General features: G+C 69.5%; 18 protein-coding genes. 9 read left to right on the forward strand and 9 right to left on the reverse strand.

The features are described from left to right. Positions 1–562: 562 nt before the first annotated feature. The 3 genes from V6R91_RS32215 to V6R91_RS32225 are packed head-to-tail and all read left to right on the forward strand — an operon-like array spanning position 563 to position 3,710. Positions 563–2,005 carry an amino acid permease gene (locus V6R91_RS32215; protein WP_442928211.1) on the forward strand — a complete coding sequence of 481 codons (1,443 nt, stop codon included), beginning with the start codon at positions 563–565 and terminating at the stop codon, positions 2,003–2,005. Continuing rightward, complete coding sequence (locus V6R91_RS32220; protein ID WP_271061522.1) at positions 2,002–2,769, forward strand: SDR family NAD(P)-dependent oxidoreductase; 768 nt, start codon at positions 2,002–2,004, stop codon at positions 2,767–2,769. Before V6R91_RS32215 ends, V6R91_RS32220 begins: the two co-directional genes overlap by 4 nt. A 38-nt stretch (positions 2,770–2,807) precedes the next feature. Then, entirely contained in the window at positions 2,808–3,710 is a 903-nt protein-coding gene (locus tag V6R91_RS32225; protein ID WP_271061521.1) for an aldose 1-epimerase family protein, read from the forward strand. A 198-nt stretch (positions 3,711–3,908) separates the two neighbouring features. Here the strand turns inward: V6R91_RS32225 and V6R91_RS32230 are convergent, their stop codons facing one another. The 5 genes from V6R91_RS32230 to V6R91_RS32250 all read right to left on the reverse strand — a co-directional run bounded on the left by V6R91_RS32230 (position 3,909) and on the right by V6R91_RS32250 (position 10,344). After that, entirely contained in the window at positions 3,909–4,289 is a 381-nt protein-coding gene (locus tag V6R91_RS32230; RefSeq protein ID WP_271061520.1) for a hypothetical protein, read from the reverse strand. A 167-nt stretch (positions 4,290–4,456) separates the two neighbouring features. Next, positions 4,457–5,785 (reverse strand): hypothetical protein, encoded by a 1,329-nt coding sequence (locus tag V6R91_RS32235; protein WP_336398744.1) that lies wholly within the window; start codon positions 5,783–5,785, stop codon positions 4,457–4,459. Between the two features lie 74 nt (positions 5,786–5,859). After that, entirely contained in the window at positions 5,860–6,351 is a 492-nt protein-coding gene (locus V6R91_RS32240; protein ID WP_336398745.1) for a hemerythrin domain-containing protein, read from the reverse strand. A 141-nt stretch (positions 6,352–6,492) separates the two neighbouring features. Then, positions 6,493–9,720, reverse strand: coding sequence for an efflux RND transporter permease subunit (locus V6R91_RS32245; protein WP_336398746.1), 3,228 nt, complete (start codon positions 9,718–9,720; stop codon positions 6,493–6,495). Between the two features lie 15 nt (positions 9,721–9,735). Continuing rightward, a complete protein-coding gene (locus V6R91_RS32250) occupies positions 9,736–10,344 on the reverse strand; it encodes a TetR/AcrR family transcriptional regulator (RefSeq protein ID WP_271061516.1) in 609 nt (202 codons plus the stop codon). Positions 10,345–10,450: 106 nt separating this feature from the next. Here V6R91_RS32250 and V6R91_RS32255 point away from each other — a divergent pair, with 106 nt between their 5' ends. Both V6R91_RS32255 and codB read left to right on the forward strand, forming a co-directional pair. Beyond that, positions 10,451–10,933 carry a nucleoside deaminase gene (locus tag V6R91_RS32255; RefSeq protein WP_336398747.1) on the forward strand — a complete coding sequence of 161 codons (483 nt, stop codon included), beginning with the start codon at positions 10,451–10,453 and terminating at the stop codon, positions 10,931–10,933. Next, positions 10,930–12,237 carry a cytosine permease gene (gene codB / locus V6R91_RS32260; RefSeq protein ID WP_336398748.1) on the forward strand — a complete coding sequence of 436 codons (1,308 nt, stop codon included), beginning with the start codon at positions 10,930–10,932 and terminating at the stop codon, positions 12,235–12,237. Before V6R91_RS32255 ends, codB begins: the two co-directional genes overlap by 4 nt. A gap of 184 nt (positions 12,238–12,421) precedes the next feature. Here codB and V6R91_RS32265 read toward each other — a convergent pair whose 3' ends face one another. The 3 genes from V6R91_RS32265 to V6R91_RS32275 all read right to left on the reverse strand — a co-directional run bounded on the left by V6R91_RS32265 (position 12,422) and on the right by V6R91_RS32275 (position 14,143). Continuing rightward, complete coding sequence (locus V6R91_RS32265; protein WP_336398749.1) at positions 12,422–12,787, reverse strand: fluoride efflux transporter FluC; 366 nt, start codon at positions 12,785–12,787, stop codon at positions 12,422–12,424. Next, positions 12,784–13,164, reverse strand: coding sequence for a fluoride efflux transporter FluC (locus V6R91_RS32270; protein ID WP_336398750.1), 381 nt, complete (start codon positions 13,162–13,164; stop codon positions 12,784–12,786). The genes V6R91_RS32265 and V6R91_RS32270 overlap by 4 nt, the downstream gene beginning before the upstream one ends. Before the next feature lie 181 nt (positions 13,165–13,345). After that, on the reverse strand, positions 13,346–14,143 hold the full coding sequence (locus V6R91_RS32275) for a MerR family transcriptional regulator (RefSeq protein ID WP_067245346.1): 798 nt from the start codon (positions 14,141–14,143) through the stop codon (positions 13,346–13,348). A 153-nt stretch (positions 14,144–14,296) separates the two neighbouring features. Here V6R91_RS32275 and V6R91_RS32280 point away from each other — a divergent pair, with 153 nt between their 5' ends. Both V6R91_RS32280 and V6R91_RS32285 read left to right on the forward strand, forming a co-directional pair. Further along, positions 14,297–15,148: a DUF4097 family beta strand repeat-containing protein gene (locus tag V6R91_RS32280; protein WP_336398751.1), complete on the forward strand. Its 852-nt coding sequence runs from the start codon at positions 14,297–14,299 to the stop codon at positions 15,146–15,148. After that, positions 15,145–15,780: a PadR family transcriptional regulator gene (locus V6R91_RS32285; protein ID WP_336398752.1), complete on the forward strand. Its 636-nt coding sequence runs from the start codon at positions 15,145–15,147 to the stop codon at positions 15,778–15,780. The genes V6R91_RS32280 and V6R91_RS32285 overlap by 4 nt, the downstream gene beginning before the upstream one ends. Before the next feature lie 40 nt (positions 15,781–15,820). On the opposite strand, the gene V6R91_RS32290 is transcribed toward V6R91_RS32285, so the two are convergent. After that, positions 15,821–16,288, reverse strand: coding sequence for a universal stress protein (locus tag V6R91_RS32290; RefSeq protein WP_378819771.1), 468 nt, complete (start codon positions 16,286–16,288; stop codon positions 15,821–15,823). Between the two features lie 224 nt (positions 16,289–16,512). On the opposite strand from V6R91_RS32290, the gene V6R91_RS32295 reads away from it, so the two are divergent. Continuing rightward, positions 16,513–16,701 carry a DUF3073 domain-containing protein gene (locus V6R91_RS32295; RefSeq protein ID WP_271061368.1) on the forward strand — a complete coding sequence of 63 codons (189 nt, stop codon included), beginning with the start codon at positions 16,513–16,515 and terminating at the stop codon, positions 16,699–16,701. A 122-nt stretch (positions 16,702–16,823) separates the two neighbouring features. Further along, complete coding sequence (locus tag V6R91_RS32300) at positions 16,824–17,678, forward strand: MOSC domain-containing protein (protein WP_271061369.1); 855 nt, start codon at positions 16,824–16,826, stop codon at positions 17,676–17,678. Positions 17,679–17,686 lie beyond the last annotated feature (8 nt).

Genomic DNA, 17,686 nt, shown 5'->3' on the forward strand with positions numbered 1-17,686 from the left:
GACGACGCTCACCATCGGCCCCTGGGCTCACACTTCAGGAACAACGATCCCCGCGCCTCGACGTACGAGGGTGAGCGGGTGCCCGAAGCCGACCGCTCCAGTCTACCGGTCGGGCCTGAGCGGCTGCTGGCGGCACCGACGACGCCTCGATCTGACCGCCCGTCACCAACGAACGGACCCGAGATCGCATGCCAGATATCCGAGTCGAAGACAGAAGAAGACCTTGCCCAGACGCGCACAGTGCATGACCGTCAGTGCCCATATTCTCAGGATCCGGATTCGGGGGAGAGCGATCGACGGGGTGCCCCCTACGCTGTCGCAGACAGTCTGCACAGTCCGTCGTCTAGGTTTTTGATCACCAGATGGATATGGGTCCCGGGTGCGATTGCTAACGGGAATCGCGCGCAAGACAAGAACGGTAGCGGCGCGCAGCAAGCCCGGCGCCCTTCGAGGAAGAAGGATCTCTGTGACGGATTCGACCAACGCTTCGAACAGCGGTGTGCGATATCAGCGGGTCTCTGAGGAGTACTTCCAGAGCCGACAGCTAAAGCGACATGCTGGCCTGTTTACGCTGTGGATGCTCGGCGTCGGCGCCGTGATCGCCGGCCAATACTCCGGCTGGAACCTGGGGCTGCTACAAGGTGGGTTCGGCGGCATGCTGCTGGCGATCGTCATCATTGGCGCCATGTATGTCCTGCTGTGCTCATCCATTGGCGAGATGAGCGCGGCCATGCCACACACGGGCGGCGCATACTCGTTCTCCCGGAGCGCGATGGGGCCGTGGGGCGGGTTCAGCACGGGCCTCGCAGAGAACATCGAGTTCGTTCTCGCCCCGGCGGCCAACATGTTCTTCATGTCGTCGTACCTCGCGGCGATCTTCGACGCCCCCACGTGGTCGCTGCCGCTGTGGTGGGTTGGCGGATACCTCGTGATGCTGGGACTGTCGCTCCGGGGCCTGGAGTTGTCCATGCGGGTGGTCGTGGTCATCACGGTGGCGGCGGTGGCCGTGCTCATCTTCTTCTTCTTGCTGGCAGCCCCTCAGGTCGACGTACTGCGCTTCGCCTTCGACGTCGGCCCCGACGGCCCCGTCGACGGGGGCGGAGCCCCGTTCCTTCCCTTCGGTGCCACTGGCATCATGCTTGCGCTGCCGTTCGCCGTATACATGTTCCTCGCCGTCGAGCAACTACCACTGACCGCTGAGGAATCCAAGAACCCCAAGCGCGACATGCCGCGGGCGTTGTTGCTGTCGATCGTGACTCTGTTCATTCTGGCGTTGGGCGTGCTGTTCTTCGGCGCAGCCATCCCGAATGGCGCTTCGGCGCTCGGCGAATCGGGCGAACCGCTGCTCGATGGCCTGCGCGCCCTGTTCGGTGACGGCCTCGCGAAGCTGCTCGCCGGCATTGCCGTGTTGGGCCTCGCAGCCAGTTTCCTCGCAGGCAGCTTCGCCGGCGGACGCAACATCTATTCGCTGTCGCGAGCAGGATACTTACCCACGGGATTGTCGCAGACGAACCCGCGCACCAAGACTCCCAACCGTGCCCTCGCCGCAGGATCCGGGCTCGCGTTGGGAGCCCTGATGATCCTGTGGTTCCTGGGCGGCCGCGACAACCCGACCTTCATGGGCGGCTTCCTCGTCAGCATGATCGTCTTCTCGGGCATGGTGTCATACGTGCTGCAGAGCATCTCGTTCATCCGGCTGCGGCAGCTCTACCCCGACATCGCACGACCGTTCCGGAGCCGCTTCGGCGTACCCGGCGCGATCGTGACCATCGGGATTTGCGGGCTGACGCTCGTGTATCAGTTCCTGGATCCGCTCTACCGGTGGGCCGCTGTCGCCGCGCTCGTGTGGTACCTCGTCGGGATGGCATATTTCGCGTTCTACCGCCGGTTCCGGCTCGTGCTCTCCCCAGAGGAGGAGTTCGCCGTGACCGGCGGGCGACAAGGGGCACCGCTGGACATCGCCCACGCACAGCACGAGACGCCGATGGAGAAGGAGAAGTCATGACGGGACGGCTGGAAGGCAAGGTCGCAATCATCTCAGGCGGCGCGACGGGCATGGGCGGAGCTTCAGCGGAACTGTTCGCCCGCGAAGGCGCCAAGGTTGGAATCATCGACCGCAACGAGGAACAGGCCCGTGACACGACGCGCCGGATCTGCGAGGCCGGCGGCGAGGCTGTCTTCGCCGTGGCCGATGTCTCGCAAGAGGATCAAGTCATCGATGCAGTCAGATCCGTGACCGATCGGCTGGGCCCGGCGACGACCCTGTTCAACCATGCGGGGACGATCGTCATCAAGCCCTTCCTCGAGCTCACCGTCGAGGAGTGGGATTGGCTGCACGGGGTGAACGTGCGCTCCATGTTCTTAACGACCCGCGCGGTGCTCCCGCAGATGCTGGAGGCCGGAGAGGGTTCGATCATCTCGACCTCATCCATCTCGGCGGTCGCGGCCACCCCCACCGAGGTGCTGTACGACACGACGAAGGGCGCCTGCCACATGTTCGCGCGGGCCATCGCCGTCGAGTACCGCGACCGCGGAATCCGCAGCAACGCTATCTGTCCGGGCTTCATCCGGACGCCGCACGGGCTCGCGGAGATCGAAAGGCTGAGCGCGTTCGGCGTCGACGCGTCGGAAAGCGCGCTGGCCGAGCAGCAAGGTCGTATCGGCGAGCCCGAGGATGTAGCCCGCGCGGCGCTTTTCCTCGCGAGCGACGACTCGAGGTTCGTCAATGGACATCACCTGTTCGTGGACAACGGCTTCACCGCGATGTGACCCGCACACCGCTCCGAGCGCGGTCGTACGATGACGGAATGACCTCTCCCACCGGCTTGCAGATCGACCTTCACCGCGGCGACGTGACCGCCCGGATCGCCCAGGTCGGCGCCTCGCTGCGGCATCTGACGGTCGGCGGGACGATCGTCGTCCCGCCCTATCCGGACGACGAGCCGACCCCGCTGTGCTCCGGCGTGGTCCTGGTCCCGTGGCCCAACCGGATCCGCGACGGCGTCTGGCAGGACGGGGGCGTCACGCGAGCGCTGGCGGTCACGGAGCCGAAGCTGCGCAACGCCAGCCACGGCCTCCTGCGCTTCACGGCGTATGAGGTCGCGGAGCAGGATGACGCCCGCGTCCTGCTCCGAGCGACGATCGTGCCGCAGACGGGATACCCGTACCTCGTCGAGACGTCCGTGGAGTACGCCCTTGCCGAGGACGGGATCACCGTGACCCACGCGCTGACGAACCGTTCCGCCGCGGACGCGCCCGTCGCGCTGGGCACGCATCCGTTCGTCACCATCGGAGGCGCCGATCCGCGATCCCTCGTCCTGCGGGTCCCGGCGGAGACGTACTTCGAGACCGACGAGCGACTGCTGCCGATCGGCGAGTCGCCGGTGACCGACGGCACGGACCTGAGGCAGGGCCGGCGCCTCGGCGACGTCACGCTCGACACCGGGTTCGCCGCGCTGCGCCGGGACGCCGACGGCCGGGTCCGCAGCACGCTCGAGGCGCCCGACGGCCACCGGGTGACGCTCTGGCAAGGCGAAGGGTTCGACTTCGTCCAGGCGTTCACGACCGACCGCTATCCGGACCAGGACCTCGCCGTCGCGATCGAGCCGATGACAGCTCCCGCCGAGGCGTTCAACTCCGGCCGGGGCCTGCGCCGCCTCGCCCCCGACGAGACCTGGACGCTGGAGTGGGGCATCGCCTTCACGTCCTGACCGCTCGCTCCCCTCCCCTCCCCTCCTGTCGAGTGGTCAGTTTTTGTGGGCTCAGGGCCGTTCAACCCACAGAAACTGACCACTCGACAAGGGCGGGGAGGGTGAGGAGTCAGAGGGGGCCGAGGGCTTCGGTCGGCGAGGCGTCCAGCCGGAGAGTCTTCCTACGGGCGACGCTCATCGGTCGCCCGCGAAGGTGAGTCACGCTCGGAGGTTGGGCAGCTCCTCTTCCTCGTGACGCCGGAGGAGGCGCCAGGGCGGCGGCGTTGCCGCGAACAGAGGGTGCCGCCACTGCTCCTCGCCGAACCAGGCCCGCAAGGTCAACGGCGCCATCCCGAGCGCGACTCCCGCGAGCATTGGTGGATCGATCACTCGATTCACCACGCGCGACTCGAAGAACCGTTCCGCTGCAAAGACGTCTTCGTAGGCCCAGAGCAACACCGCCCGCTGGCGCTCGATCGCGCCCAGCCACTCCGCGGAGACGCCCGCATCCAGCGAGCACACAGACACCGGCTCCCCTGTGCCGTCGACGGAAGCAGTGATCATCCTCAGCTCCCACGGCGAATGCAGATCGATCGCCACGCCCACACTCGTCGGCACCCTGCGGTGGTCTCCATCCGGGACCACGAGTCGTTCCCGAACTTCGTTCGAAAGCGCACCGGACGGCAAGGCGATACCCGCGGCTTCCACCAAGGGCGTTCCGATCGGGAACAGCCACACCCCGCCGTCGACACGGAACCCGAAGTCCCTCACTCTCGGAACCACCGGCTCATCGGACTCACGATAGGTCGTCCGGTGATCGCGTCCCGCATCGACGGATCCACCCGCGAACGCGGCCGTCCCCTTCCGTCGACAGAAGCGGCGTTGAGAAACACCGTGTACGGGCTCGTTCGCTCCCGATGCCGTCCCGCACGCACAGCACCGGCAAGCGGGATGAGATACGGGATCACGCCGAGCGCTACCGCGGGGAGCACCTGCTGGGAGAGCATCCCGGCAGCGGCACCGATCAACACCCCCGTCGCGGTGGCGTCGGTCAGCGGCCGCAACGTGTCGCTGCGGCGTGAGACGCGCCGTTCCAGTTCGTCCCGCCTCGCCTGCATCTCCTGCACGGCGTCAAACGCCTCCCGACGATTCGGGGCGAGCGGTAAGGAGACGAGCACCCGCCGCAGATCAGCCCGGTAAGTCGAGAATCCGGGTTCCTGTCGCATGCCGATGAGGTCACGCGAGGTGAGTCCCCGCAGCTCTGCGCCGGCAAGATTCGGCAGTCGCAGCAAGGTGCTCAGCACGGCGGCCTCCGATGCGTCCGCCAGATCCACTCCACGACCCCACCGCGTCGAACCGAGCATCCAGTCGAGCAACTCGGGACCCGGCATCCAGTCCGGCAGCGCGATGTCGACAGCGCCGTCCAGCATCGCGACGTAGGCGAACAGGTCGCGAAGCTCGTCCAGCCAAAGAGAGAGGTACGGCATCACGGCTCGCTCCTGATCAGCGAATCGCGGCGCAATGCCCGCCCATTCGGCGGCCAGCGGCGCGATGGCCCGTACCTGCTGCCAGGTGTAACTCCCGTGATCACCGTCCGCGATAACGTCAAGATCGTCGCGTGCTTCGCTGTCCACTTTCCTCAACGAGCTCAGGGGCTGCACGTAGTGCACCAGGCCAGCACGCTCCAACTCCGCGTTCCGCAGAATCTTCCGGGCGAGGTCCCGCGTGCGAGTCCCCTGCATGAAGCCGAGGTCCGACGACCGGCCGTCCCGCGCCACTTCACGCCAGAGTGCGAGATCATCTGGCACCGCGCAGGAATCGGCATAGATCAGTGTCCGCCAAATGAAGTCCTGCTCCGGATCTCCCTCCGGAAACCCGACTGTGGAGAGGTACGCGGGGCGTCGTTCGCCCTCCGCCAGCGGTGGCACGGCAACGAGATCGAGACGTTCGTAGGAGTCCAGCAGCCGAACACCGAGCTGCTGGGCATTCCTGCCTCGGGTGGCCCGCCAGACGGATACCTCCGTCGCGGTATCACCGAGCGCATCCTCGAGCACGTCGATCATCCTCGCGCTGCCCGGCTGCGCCCCCTGACTCATGCGATTCCCCTCCGGTGCTCACCGTACCGGAGCGGTACTTCACCGTGCGCCGGTCGACGCGGACGCGCCTCGCCTCAGAACCCGCCGAGCACCTCGTCGGCCGGAGCGTCCAGCTGGAGGGTCTCCAGCACGGTGAGCAGCATCTTCTCCTCGTACCGGAAATGGCTCTCCATGATCGCGGCGATTCCCTCGAGATGACGCTCCAGCTCGACCGGACCGGCCGCGCGGTCCACGGCGTTCCGGAGCCCGGCGAGCAGGTGCGCGATCATCGAGTGATCCTGCTCCAGCGTGCGCAGGATCGGGGCCAGCTCGGGATGCGCGTCCTCCACGGCGGGGAACAGGCGCCGGTCCTCCGCACGGTGGTGCCCGTCCAGCGCCGCGCAGAAACCATGGCAGTACAGCAGCAGCTCGCGCGCGGGCGCATCGGGATCGGCCGTCGCGAAAGACGACGATTCCCGGGCGGCCCGCAACGCTGCACGCAGTCGCTCGTGCACGGCCCGCAGCTCGCTCGCCCAGGCGGACAACCGCTCGCGATCCGCGGCGGCAGAGGGAGGAGACGACGTCACGCCGATGCCTTCCGTCCGGCGCCTCCATGCCCGACACGGTCTGCCGACGGCACGCGACGCTCCACTCAGCCTAGAGGACCCCGATGCGGCGAGCCCGCAAGGCGACCGGGAAGCGGCCGTTGGGGCTTTCCGCCGTGGGGATCAGTCCAGATCGTTGGCGGCGGGGAGACCGCGCTCGCGGAGCTCTCGCCGCGTGAGCACCGGCGCCGAGCCTCCTTCGGCTGAACGACGCGTGCCGCCTGCGTGCGGAGCGTCACCGCCCACGCCGCGCTCGTCTGCGCCGTCGCCGCTACCGCCGTCGTCCTCCGGGGCGTCGCCGCGGCGCGCCCGGCGGCGCTCCCTCGCGCCCTCCACGAGGTTGTAGAGGGTCGGGAGGACGAGCAGGGTCAGCACGGTCGAGGACACGAGTCCGCCGATCACCACGATCGCGAGCGGCTGGGAGATGAACCCGCCGTGGCCGGTGATCCCGAGCGCCATCGGGGTCAGCGCGAAGATCGTCGCGAGCGCGGTCATGAGGATCGGGCGCAGTCGCCGCGATCCCCCCGCGATGGTCGCGTCGTGGGCGCTCATCCCCTTCTCGCGGTACTGGTTCACAAGGTCCACGAGCACGATCGCGTTCGTCACGACGATGCCGATGAGCATCAGCACGCCGATCAGCGACGCCACCCCGAGGGGCACGCCCGTGACGATCTGCAGCAGGATCGCCCCCGTCGCGGCGAACGGCACCGACACCAGCAGCAGCAGCGGCTGACGGAGCGACCGGAACGTCGCCACCATGACGATGTACACGATGAGGATCGCCGCGAGCATCGCGATCCCCAGCTGGACGAACGCGTCCTGCTGCTGGGTGAGCACCCCGCCCAGCTTCGCGTCTGCGCCGGAAGGCAGCTTCGCGTCGTCGATCGCGGCAGTCACGGTCGCGGACGCGGCGTTCAGGTCGTCGCCCTCGGGGGTGACGGTGATGGTCGCGGTGCGCTGCCCGCGCTGCGTGGTGATCGACGCGGGGCTCTCGCTCTCCTGCACCGCAGCGATCTGGTCCAGGCGCAGCATGCCGAACGGCGTCGGCACGGCGAGGGCCTTGAGCTCGTCGATCGTCGCAGGCGGGTTCGCCGACTGCAGGTAGACCGTCAGCGAGGATCCGTCGATCTCGACCGTGCCGAGCTGCTGCGGGCGCATCGCCTGGGAGACCATCCCGCCGACCGCGACCTCGCTCAGACCGTACGTCGCCGCCGCGGCCCGATCGACCTGCACGGCCACGAACGGCAGGGACGCGGACAGGTTGCTCGAGACCTGGCGCACGCCGTCCGCATCGGTCAGCTCGGCGACGAGGGCGTCGGTCGCCGTCGCGAGCGTCTCAGAGTCCGGCGCGGACACGTCGATCTCCACGTCCGAGGACGCGAAGCCGCCTCCGCCGGCGGCGACCGTGATCTCGCCGACGTCCGCCAGGTCCTTCACCGCCTCCTGGACATCGGCGCGGACCGTCTCCTGGTCGGCGTCGGCATCGGTCGTGATGGAGTACGTGACGCCCGACCCTCCCCCGGAGAACGCGTCGCGCAGCGCCGAGCCGCTGGAGCCGATCGAGACCTGCACGGTCTCGATCCCAGGGACGTCCTTCAGCGCCTCCTCCACCTTCTGCGCGGCGGCGTCCTCCGCCTCCAGACTCGGCGCCTCGCCGAGCGACTGCGTCATCGTGAAGGTGTTCTGCCCGGAGTCGCCGAGGAAGTTCACCTTCATCAGCGGCGCGGCGGCGATCGTCCCGACCAGCACCACGACGGCGAGGCCCAGGGTCGCCCAGGAGTGGCGGAGCGTCCATGCCAGGATCGGAATGTACGACTTCTGCAGCCGCGAGGGCGGAGCGTCCGGGTGCTCCGGATCGATCGCCCGGCCGTCCGCGTCGAGCAGCGGCTTGCCCGGTCGCAGGAACCAGTACGCCAGCACGGGCACGATCGTCAGCGCGACGAACAGGGACGCGGACATCGCGATGGTGACGGTGAGCGCGAACGGACGGAACAGCTCGCCGGTCATGTCGCCCACGAACGCGATCGGCAGGAACACCGCCACGGTGGTCAGCGTGGACGCGGTGATCGCCATCGCGACCTCGCGCACGGCGAGGAGGATGGACGCCTTCTTGTCGGCGTCGCCCACGTAGTGGCGCTTGATGTTCTCGATCACGACGATGGAGTCGTCCACGACCCGCCCGATCGCGATGGTGAGCGCGCCGAGCGTGAGGATGTTGAGGGAGTAGCCGAAGGCCTGGATCCCGATGAAGGTGATGAGCACGCTGGTCGGGATCGAGATCGCGGTGACGAGCGTCGAGCGCACCGACAGCAGGAACACGAGGATCACGACCACCGCGAAGACCAGTCCCAGCAGACCCTCCTGCGCGAGCGACTCGATCGACTGCTGGATGTACGGCGCCTGGTCGAAGACGGTCGTGAAGGTCGCGCCGTTCAGGTCGTCGGCGAGGCTCGGGAGGAGCTCCGTCACGGCGCGCGAGACGTCGACCGTGTTCGCGGAGGGGAGCTTGGTGACGGCGATCGTCAGTGCCGGCTCCCCGTCCACGCGCGAGATCGACGTGACCGGGTCGTCCGCGAGCTCGACGCTCGCCACCGCTCCGAGAGTCGTGGTCGTACCGACCAGCGGCAGCGCCTGGAGCTGCTCGACGGAGGTGAGCTTGTCCCCCGTCTGCACGGTGAGCGTCTCGTCGCCCTGCGTGATGGAGCCACCGGGGAAGAGCATGCCGTTCTGCTCGAGCGCGTCCCGGATCGCCTGCGGCGTCGTCCCGGCCTGGGCCAGCGCCGCCTGATCCGGCGTGATCGTGATGCGCTTGCCCTGACCGCCGACGAGCGACGCGGCGTTCACCCCGTCCAGGTCCTCGATCTTCGGGATGACCGTGTCGGTGATCCGCTGCTGCGCGGCGTCGGCGTCGTCGAAACCGGTCACGGCGAGCTGGATGACGGGGAAGTCGTCGATGCTCGCGGCGATCACCTGCGGATCCACGTCCTCGGGCAGCTGCGCCTTGATCCGGCCGATGGCCTGCGTGATCTTCTGCTCGGCGGTCGCGAGGTCCGTGCCGTACGCGAACGAGGCCTGGATGATCGAGGCGTTGGCGGTGCTCGTCGCGGTCGACGAATCCAGTCCGGGCACGCCCTGGATGGCCGTCTCGATCGGGGTGGACAGGTCGTTCTCGACGACCTCCGGCGAGGCGCCGGGGTACTGCGCGACGATCGCGAGCTGCGGGAACTCGATGGACGGGATGAGCTCCTGCTTCAACGTGGTCAGGGAGATCCCGCCGAAGACGGCGGCGACGATGGTGATGAGCGCGATGAGCGCGCGGTTGCGGAGACTGAGGACGGCGAGCTTGGACACGGATGCTCTCTCGGTTCAGGATGCGCGGGCGGGGATATCGGACGCGGAGGGGTCGGCGGCGCCGGGGGAACGTCCCGTCTCGCCGAGGATCGCGGCCAGGCCGGCCTCGATCGTCGGCTCATCGGGGGGAGTGTCGCTGATCAGAGAATGCCACAGGACGCCGTCGATGAAGATCGCGGCGGTCTCGGCGCGACGCGGACCGTGCACGGGCTCGAGGAAGCCGGCCATGCGCGCCCACCAACGCCGCGCGAGCTCACGCACGGACGGGTCGTGCACGGCGGCGGTCACCACCGCGCGGTCGGCCTGGAGGGTGCGGGCGTCGGCGAGCGCGGTGACGAGCAGGCGCGTGATCGACCGCGCGCTGGCCCCCTGCTCCTCCAGCGCCACCCGGACGCCGTCGACGCGCGCGTCGATCTCCTCGGCGAGGTGCGCGAGGGCCGCCGCGCGCAGATCGTCGAGCGTGTCGAAGTACTGGGTGGTCGCGCCGAGCGGGACGCCGGCGCGGGCGGCGACCATCCGGTGCGTCATCGCGTCCACGCCGACCTCGGTCACGAGCTCGGCGGCGGCGGTCACGATCGCGCGGCGGCGCGCCTCGGGATCCCGCCGTCGCCTCACCTGTCCCATTCCGCGCCTCCCCTGGTCTGTACGTTTGTACATTAGGCGCTTGTGCCCGGGCTGAGAGCGGTCCCGCCCGCGGGGTCGAGGCCGGGTCGTCGATACGATGGAGACCATGCAGCTGAGCGCGGACGACCGACGGTTCCTGGATCTCGCGATCGAGCAGGCTCGGATCGGATGGGACGAGGGCGGCATCCCGATCGGCGCGGCGCTCGTGCACCGCGGCGAGGTGCTCGCCGTCGGCCGCAACCGCCGTGTGCAGATGGGCAGCGTCATCCGCCACGGGGAGACCGACTGCCTCGAGAACGCCGGGCGCCTGCCCGCGAGCGTGTATCGGGAGAGCGTCCTCTACACCACCCTCTCGCCGTGCTACATGTGCGCCGGGACCGCGACGCTCTACGAGATCCCCCGCATCGTGATCGGTGAGAACCGCTCCTTCCAGGAGTCGGAGGACTGGCTCCGCTCGAACGACAAGGAGCTCGTCGTCGCCGACGACGAGACCTGCATCGCCCTCATGGACCGGATGATGACCGAGCGTCCCGAGCTCTGGGCCGAGGACATCGGCGTCGAGGCGAGCGACCTCGGCTCCCGCGCGTGAGCGCTCCCGGACGGACCTCAGGCTCCTCCGAGGAGGAGGCCGCCCCGCCCGCCCCCATGGATCCGGACTATCCGGTCACCCCCGTGCCGCGACACGCGCGCAAGGGGTTCTTCTCCCTCATGGTCGTGCTGCTGGGCTTCACGATCTTCACGCCGACGATGCTGGCGGGGGCGACGCTCGGCACGTCCTTCGGACTCAGCGACCTGCTGCTCATCATCCTGCTCGGGTCCCTCGTGCTGGGCGCCTATGTGGCCGTGCTGGGCTGGATCGGAGCCCGCACGGGGCTCACGACGGTGGTCATGGCGCGGTACGCGCTCGGCACCCGAGGCTCCAAGCTCGCCTCCATCCTTCTGGGCGGGACGCAGATCGGCTGGTACGGGGTGGTGATCGGCACCATCGGCGACCTCACGGCACAGGCGTTCGGCTGGGACTCGTATCCCGCCCGTGCGGCGATCATGATCGCCGTCAGCGCGCTGATGTGCGCCACCGCCTGCTACGGGTACCGCGGCATGTACTGGGTGTCGCTCGTCTCCACGCCCCTCATCCTGATCCTCGCCTTCTGGGTGATGTTCCGCTCCCTCGACGAGGTGGGCGGCTGGGCCGGGCTCGCCGCGATCCACCCGACCGCGTCGATGTCCCTCGCCGCAGCCGTGACCACCGTGGTGGGCACCTTCGTCTCCGCGGGCACACAGGCGCCGAACTGGACCCGATTCGGGCGCACGGGCGGACAGGCCGTCGTCGCGTGCCTCGTCGGGTTCCTCATCGGCAACGGTCTCATGATCTTCTTCGGCGCGATCGGGGCGATCACGTTCGGCGAGGGCGACTTCGTGCTGGTGCTGTACCAGCTGGGGCTGGTCGGCTGGGGGCTGTTCCTGCTGTTCGGCAACCTCTGGAAGTCGAATGCGGACACCGCGTACGCGTTCGGGGTCGCGGGCGCGGAGCTCTTCGAGAAGCCGAGCAAGATCCCGTTCGTGATCGGCGGGTCCGTCATCGGCACGGTCCTGGCGCTCGTCGGCGTGCACGAGCACCTGCCGCAATATCTGGGCCTGCTCGGCACCTTCATCCCGCCGCTCGGCGGCGTGATCGTCGGCGACTACCTGGCCCGCTGGCGGCGGACCCAGATGCCCGAGGGCGAGCCGCTCCCCCGGATCAACCCGGTGAACCTCGCCGCCTACGCGCTCGCGTGCGCAGCCGCCTGGGTGTCCGGGCAGACCGGGTTCGGGATCCCGCCCGTGATCGGCATCCTCGTCGCGCTCGTGCTGTCGATGGCGCTCTCGCGCTTCTCCCCGCGCCGCCCGCGCTGACCCGCCCTCCGGTCGTCGACCGAGGAGCGCAGCGATCCCCGGTCGTTGAGCGAGGAGCGCAGCGACGAGACGAAACGCCCCGGCTCAGCACGTTTCGACTCGCTCCGCTCGCTCAACGACCGAGGGGATCACCGCGCCGGTCGTCGAGCGAGGAGCGCAGCACCGAGACGAAACGCACCCCGGCTCAGCGCAGCGCGGCGCCGGTCGCGAGTCCGGCGATGGCGGCGAGGACCCCGGCCACGACCATGCCGGCGGAGTGGAACAGCGCCGCGCCGCGCTCCCCGTCGCGCCACAGCGCGACGACGTCGAGCATCGCCGTGCTGAACGTCGTGTACCCGCCGAGGAATCCGGCGCCGAGGACGAAGGTCGCGTCCGACGGCAGCTGGGCGGTGATCCAGCCCAGGGCGAAGGATCCCGAGACGTTGATGAGGAAGACGCCCCACGGGAAGCCCGTGCCGACGAGGCGGGCGACACCCCGGTCGACGAGGTAGCGGACCACGGCCCCGGCTCCCCCCGCGAGCGCGGCGGCGGCGAACAGCAGGGGCGTCATGCCCGCTCCCTCCGCGGCCGGGCGATGCGCAGGCCCGCGGCTGCGGCGGCGATCCCGAGGATGACGCTCCCGACCGCGTACGCGGCCGCCAGCCAGGGCGCCGTCTCGGCGAGCGTGATCGTCCCGACGGTGAAGGCACTGTAGGTCGTGAACCCGCCCAGCAGCCCGGTGCCGAGGAACAGCCGCATCCCCGACGAACCGGGAAGGCGCGCCGCGACGAGCCCGAGGCAGAAGGCACCGAGCAGGTTCGCCACGAGGATGGGGACGGGCAGGCCGTCGGACTCGGGGATCACGAGCCCCAGACCGAGTCGCGCCGCCGTCCCGATCGTGCCCCCGGCCGCGACGAGCAGCACGGGCGCGAGTCGGGAGCGGGTCACGCCCGCCACTCTATTCCCGCGGGCGGCACAGACCCGACCCGACCGACCCGGTCCGCAGAGGCAGGACCGGAGCGAACCGCGCCGATGTCCACGGTGCGGACGCACGAGGCGGCGATGCAGGGGACGGGGCGCCGCAGGCTCCCGGCCCGCGGCGCTCCGTCCCGGCCACGCCGGTGCACGGCTACAGGTTTGCCTCCGCGTAGACGCGGAGCGCGTCGCGGACGAACTCGGCGCCGCGGGTGCTCCCGTCGGACGTCGCGTAGTTCGCGCCGAAGCGCGGGTCGGCGACGTACATCTCGCCGAGGCCGATCACGTACCCCTTCACGTCTCCGCCGGGAACGGCGGCGGGCGTCCCGGGGACCCCCGTGAGCCACTCCACGTGGCGGCGGGCGAGGCTCTGCGCCTCCTCGGAGGCCGGATCGATCCCGCTCTCCGCGGCCGCGATCCAGTCGCGACCGAGGTCGGAGACGCGCTGCTGCCACGCGGCGCGCTCCTCGTCGGACATCCCCCGCCACCAGCGGTCGCCGTCGGCGTACGCCTGGGTGCCCCAGCGCTGCTCAACCTCGTCCTTGTACTGCGTGTGGTCGAAGCCGTCGAACATGTTCTCTGCCATGAGGTTCTCACCTCCTCTCAATGCGGTGATGGTGTTCTCGACCGACGCGATCTGCCGCGTCAGCCGGTCCTGCTCCTCGCGCAGCCATGCGAGGTGCGTCTCGAGCGCGGAGGCCTCGGAGTCCGAGGCCCGGGACGCGCGCGACGGATCGAGCACGGTCGCGATCTGCGGCAGTCCGAGCCCGAGCTCGCGCAGCAGGAGGATCCGCTGCAGACGCACGAGCGCGCGCTCGTCATAGTGCCGGTACCCGTTCGGGGCGATCCGCGTCGGCGGGAGCAGCCCGATGTCGTCGTAGTGACGCAGCGTCCTGCTCGTCGTGCCGGCGAGGCGCGCGATCTCCTGGATCGACCAGTCCCGACCTGCCATCTCGTCTCCTTTCCGTGTCGATGTCTCCACGGTAAAAGTTGACGTCGCGTCAATGTCAACCCAGACTCTGCGCGCGCTCTTGACAAAGTCGAGATATATCGTGTTACGCTCGACCGACACGATATATCTCGATCACCACGACAGGAGAACCCCATGACCGAGAAGTGGCTCATCGCCCCCGGTGAGGAGCGCGTCATCGACATCGAGAGCGCCGCCCGCCTGAAGGTCGGCCTCGTCGGCGGCCAGATCGACGTCATCGCCCACGACGAGCCGGGCATCCGCATCGAGGTGCACGGCGTGACGACCAAGGACCTGCGGATCGAGTCCAACGGGTCGGAGGTGGAGATCGACCACCCCCAGCTGGGATGGGACAACTTCCTCGAGGTGTTCCGCAACTTCGGCTCCGGCGGCCCCAAGGCGGAGGTCAGCGTGGCCGTCCCCCGCGGCATCGCCCTCACCCTCGGCGTCGTCAGCGCCGGCGCCCTCATCTCGGGCATCGAGAAGGACGCGCGCCTGAACACCGTCTCCGGCGACATCATCGTCGACACCCACACGGGCGACCTCACGATCAACTCCGTCTCCGGCGACGTGCAGGTGCGCGGGCTGACCGGCTCCGCCAACGCCAACAGCGTCTCCGGCGACATCGCGCTCACCGGCACGCTGCGCAAGGCCACCATCGACACGGTGTCCGGCGCGATGGTCATCGACGCGACCGGCCCCGTGAACACGGTGAACCTGAACAGCGTCTCCGGCAACGCGACCATCCGCCTCGACGAGGGCCTGGCCGCCAACTACGTCCTGCGCTCGATGAGCGGACGCCTGCTCGTGGACGGCGTGGATCGCGGATCCAGCGGCCCCACGAACTACACGGGGCGCACCGGCGAGCTCGCGGGATCCTTCGTGGACCTGCGCACCAACACCGTCTCCGGCGACGTGACCGTGCTGCGCCGCAGCGCCGCCGAGGACCCGGTCGCCTTCACCGCCGACGGGGAGGACCTGCTGTGAGCCCCGCGGTCTTCTCGCACGGCGACCTGCGCCTGTACCTCCTGTCCCTGCTCGCGGAGTCCCCGCAGCACGGCTACGGCATCATCCAGGCGCTCACGGATCGCACGGGCGGGACCTACACCCCGAGCGCCGGCACGATCTATCCCCGGCTCGCGAAGCTGGAGGAGGAGGGGCTGGTGACCAAGACCGTCGACGGCCGCACCACCATCTACGCGATCACCGATGCGGGACGCGCCGAGCTCGCCGCCCGGGAGGACGACATCGCCGGGATCGAGGCGGGGCTGGCGGACTCGGTGCGCCTGATCGCCAACGAGGTGCGCCAGAGCGTGCAGGACGCCATGAAGAGCCTCCGGGCCGATCTCGCCTCTGCCGCCCACGACGAGCGCATCGCCTCGGCGTCGCGCCCGCGTCCGCGCTCCGCGTCCGACGACGCCCGGTTCACCAGCCGGGAGCAGCTCCACCGCGCCGACGCCGCGATCAACGCCTTCCGCGCACGGGTGCGCACGGACCTGCGGACGCACGTGGCCCGCGGCGGAGTGCTCTCCGAGTCGGTCGTCGCCGATCTCGAGGACGCGCTCGACGCCGCCGCCCGCGCGGTGACGATCGGCATCACGCCCCCGTCCGGTCGGTGAGCGAGCGCCAGCGAGACGAAACGCCGACCCGGTGCGCCGGCTACTCCGTCCAGATCTCCTTCTGGTCGTCCGGGACGGGCTCCTCCAGCGGCACGACGAGGATCGGGCGGGACTGACGATGCGAGAGCCGCGCGGCGACGGATCCGGTGAAGAACTCGCGGATCGACTCCCCGAGTCCGCGACGCCGCGTCCCGACCACGATGAGCTGCGCGTCGAGCTTGCCGGCGAGCTGCTTGATGGCCAGGGCGGGATCGCCCACGAGCTGTCGGGCGGTCCAGGTGAGACCAGTATCGGCGAGCGCCTCCTCCGCGGCGGCGCGGACGCTCTCGAACTCCGCGACGCCCGCGTCGATGTTCATGTCGATGGGGGCGGAGTGGACGTAGCCGTCGGGATCCTCGTAGGTCACGAACCGCGTGACGTCGACGTGCACGACGACCAGCGGGACGTCGAGGAGACGGGCGTAACGGATCCCCTCCGACAGCACGCGCGCGGGCTGATCGGGCTGCATCGCCACGATCACGGCGTGGTGCAGCCGGGGGTTCTGGAGGTCGTCCTCGTTGGGGGTGGGGGCGGTGTCGGACACGTCATCACTTCCCTTCGCTGGCGCGATCGAGGCCGGGGGCCCTGGCCTCCGTGCTATCCTGAATGCTACTCTTACCGGCCGCGAGCCGGTGCCGTGAATAACCAACGGGCCCCGTTGCGCCTGTTGCTTACAGTAAGGGGGTCTCGCGCATGGGCCGTGGCCGTCAGAAGGCAAAGCACACGAAGATCGCCCGCGAACTGAAGTCGTACAGTCCCGCGGTGAACTACTCCGCCCTGGAGCGCGAGCTCGGTCACCCGCAGAGCGACGAGGACGCCTACGTCGACAAGTGGGCCGACCAGTACGCGGACGAAGACGAGGACGAGCTCGAGCGGGCGTGACCCCTCTCGATCCGTCGCCCTGACCGGCGAGCCGCAGTGCTCACCGGTCAGGGCTTCCTCGTTGTCCGGGACTGGACACCCCTCGTCCTCGGCGCCGTCCCGCGCCTGGGAGGATGGACGACATGCCCCACCGCGCCACCGCTCGCGTCGTCGCCCTGTACCGCCACCCCGTCAAGAGCTTCACTCCGCAGTCCTGCGACTCCCTGACGGTCCAGGCCGACGGCCGGATCGCAGGCGATCGCGTGCTGGCGTTCCGCTTCGCGGACGCGACGCAGCCGGAGGACCGGGACGGCCTCGACCGGTGGGCGAAGTCCAAGGGCCTGGCACTGCAGGAGTTTCCCGCCCTCGCCGCGCTCCGGCTCGACTACGACGATGAGGCGCTCCGCATCCGCATCACCCGGGACGACGTCGTGCTCGTCGACGCCGGGCTGGATGACGCCGGCCGCGCCGAGATCGAGTCCGCGGTCACCGACTACGTCCTGGCGTCTTCGGAGGGCAAGCGCCTGCAGCGTCCCGGCCGGCTCCCGCTCTCCCTCCTCGGCGACGGCATCGCCTCGCGCTTCCAGGACCAGGCCCGCGGCTACGTGACGCTGCACAGCAGGGAGAGCGTCGCGGCGCTCGGCGGAGCGCTCGGCCAGGAGGTCGACGACCGGCGCTTCCGCTCGAACGTCGTGATCGAGGGGGTCGGCGCCTGGGACGAGCTCGAATGGCAGGGACGTCTGCGGATCGGTGAGGTGACGTTCACGCTGGAGGGGACGCTCGCCCGATGCCTGGCGACCCACGCCAATCCCGACACGGGCGTCCGGGACGCCAAGGTGCTGACGACCCTGACGACGGCGTTCGATCAGCCCGAGCCGACGCTCGGACGCATGCTGCTCCCCGTCGGCGACAGCACCGGCCGCGTCGGCGACGCCGGCAGCGCGGACTCCCCCGTCAGCGGCGTGATCCGCGTCGGCGACGAGGTCCTCCTCGCCTGATCCGCGCC

The sequence above is a fragment of the Microbacterium sp. CCNWLW41 genome, assembly GCF_037083505.1.

What these genes read in the sequence shown, in the direction of transcription:
- V6R91_RS32220 (WP_271061522.1), top strand. Translation starts at nt 2,002, where the DNA reads ATGACGGGACGGCTGGAAGGCAAGGTCGCAATCATCTCAGGCGGCGCG.
- V6R91_RS32225 (WP_271061521.1), top strand. Translation starts at nt 2,808, where the DNA reads ATGACCTCTCCCACCGGCTTGCAGATCGACCTTCACCGCGGCGACGTG.
- V6R91_RS32235 (WP_336398744.1), bottom strand. Translation starts at nt 5,785, where the DNA reads ATGAGTCAGGGGGCGCAGCCGGGCAGCGCGAGGATGATCGACGTGCTC.
- V6R91_RS32250 (WP_271061516.1), bottom strand. Translation starts at nt 10,344, where the DNA reads ATGGGACAGGTGAGGCGACGGCGGGATCCCGAGGCGCGCCGCCGCGCG.
- V6R91_RS32255 (WP_336398747.1), top strand. Translation starts at nt 10,451, where the DNA reads ATGCAGCTGAGCGCGGACGACCGACGGTTCCTGGATCTCGCGATCGAG.
- V6R91_RS32265 (WP_336398749.1), bottom strand. Translation starts at nt 12,787, where the DNA reads ATGACGCCCCTGCTGTTCGCCGCCGCCGCGCTCGCGGGGGGAGCCGGG.
- V6R91_RS32275 (WP_067245346.1), bottom strand. Translation starts at nt 14,143, where the DNA reads ATGGCAGGTCGGGACTGGTCGATCCAGGAGATCGCGCGCCTCGCCGGC.
- V6R91_RS32280 (WP_336398751.1), top strand. Translation starts at nt 14,297, where the DNA reads ATGACCGAGAAGTGGCTCATCGCCCCCGGTGAGGAGCGCGTCATCGAC.
- V6R91_RS32290 (WP_378819771.1), bottom strand. Translation starts at nt 16,288, where the DNA reads ATGCAGCCCGATCAGCCCGCGCGCGTGCTGTCGGAGGGGATCCGTTAC.
- V6R91_RS32295 (WP_271061368.1), top strand. Translation starts at nt 16,513, where the DNA reads ATGGGCCGTGGCCGTCAGAAGGCAAAGCACACGAAGATCGCCCGCGAA.
- V6R91_RS32300 (WP_271061369.1), top strand. Translation starts at nt 16,824, where the DNA reads ATGCCCCACCGCGCCACCGCTCGCGTCGTCGCCCTGTACCGCCACCCC.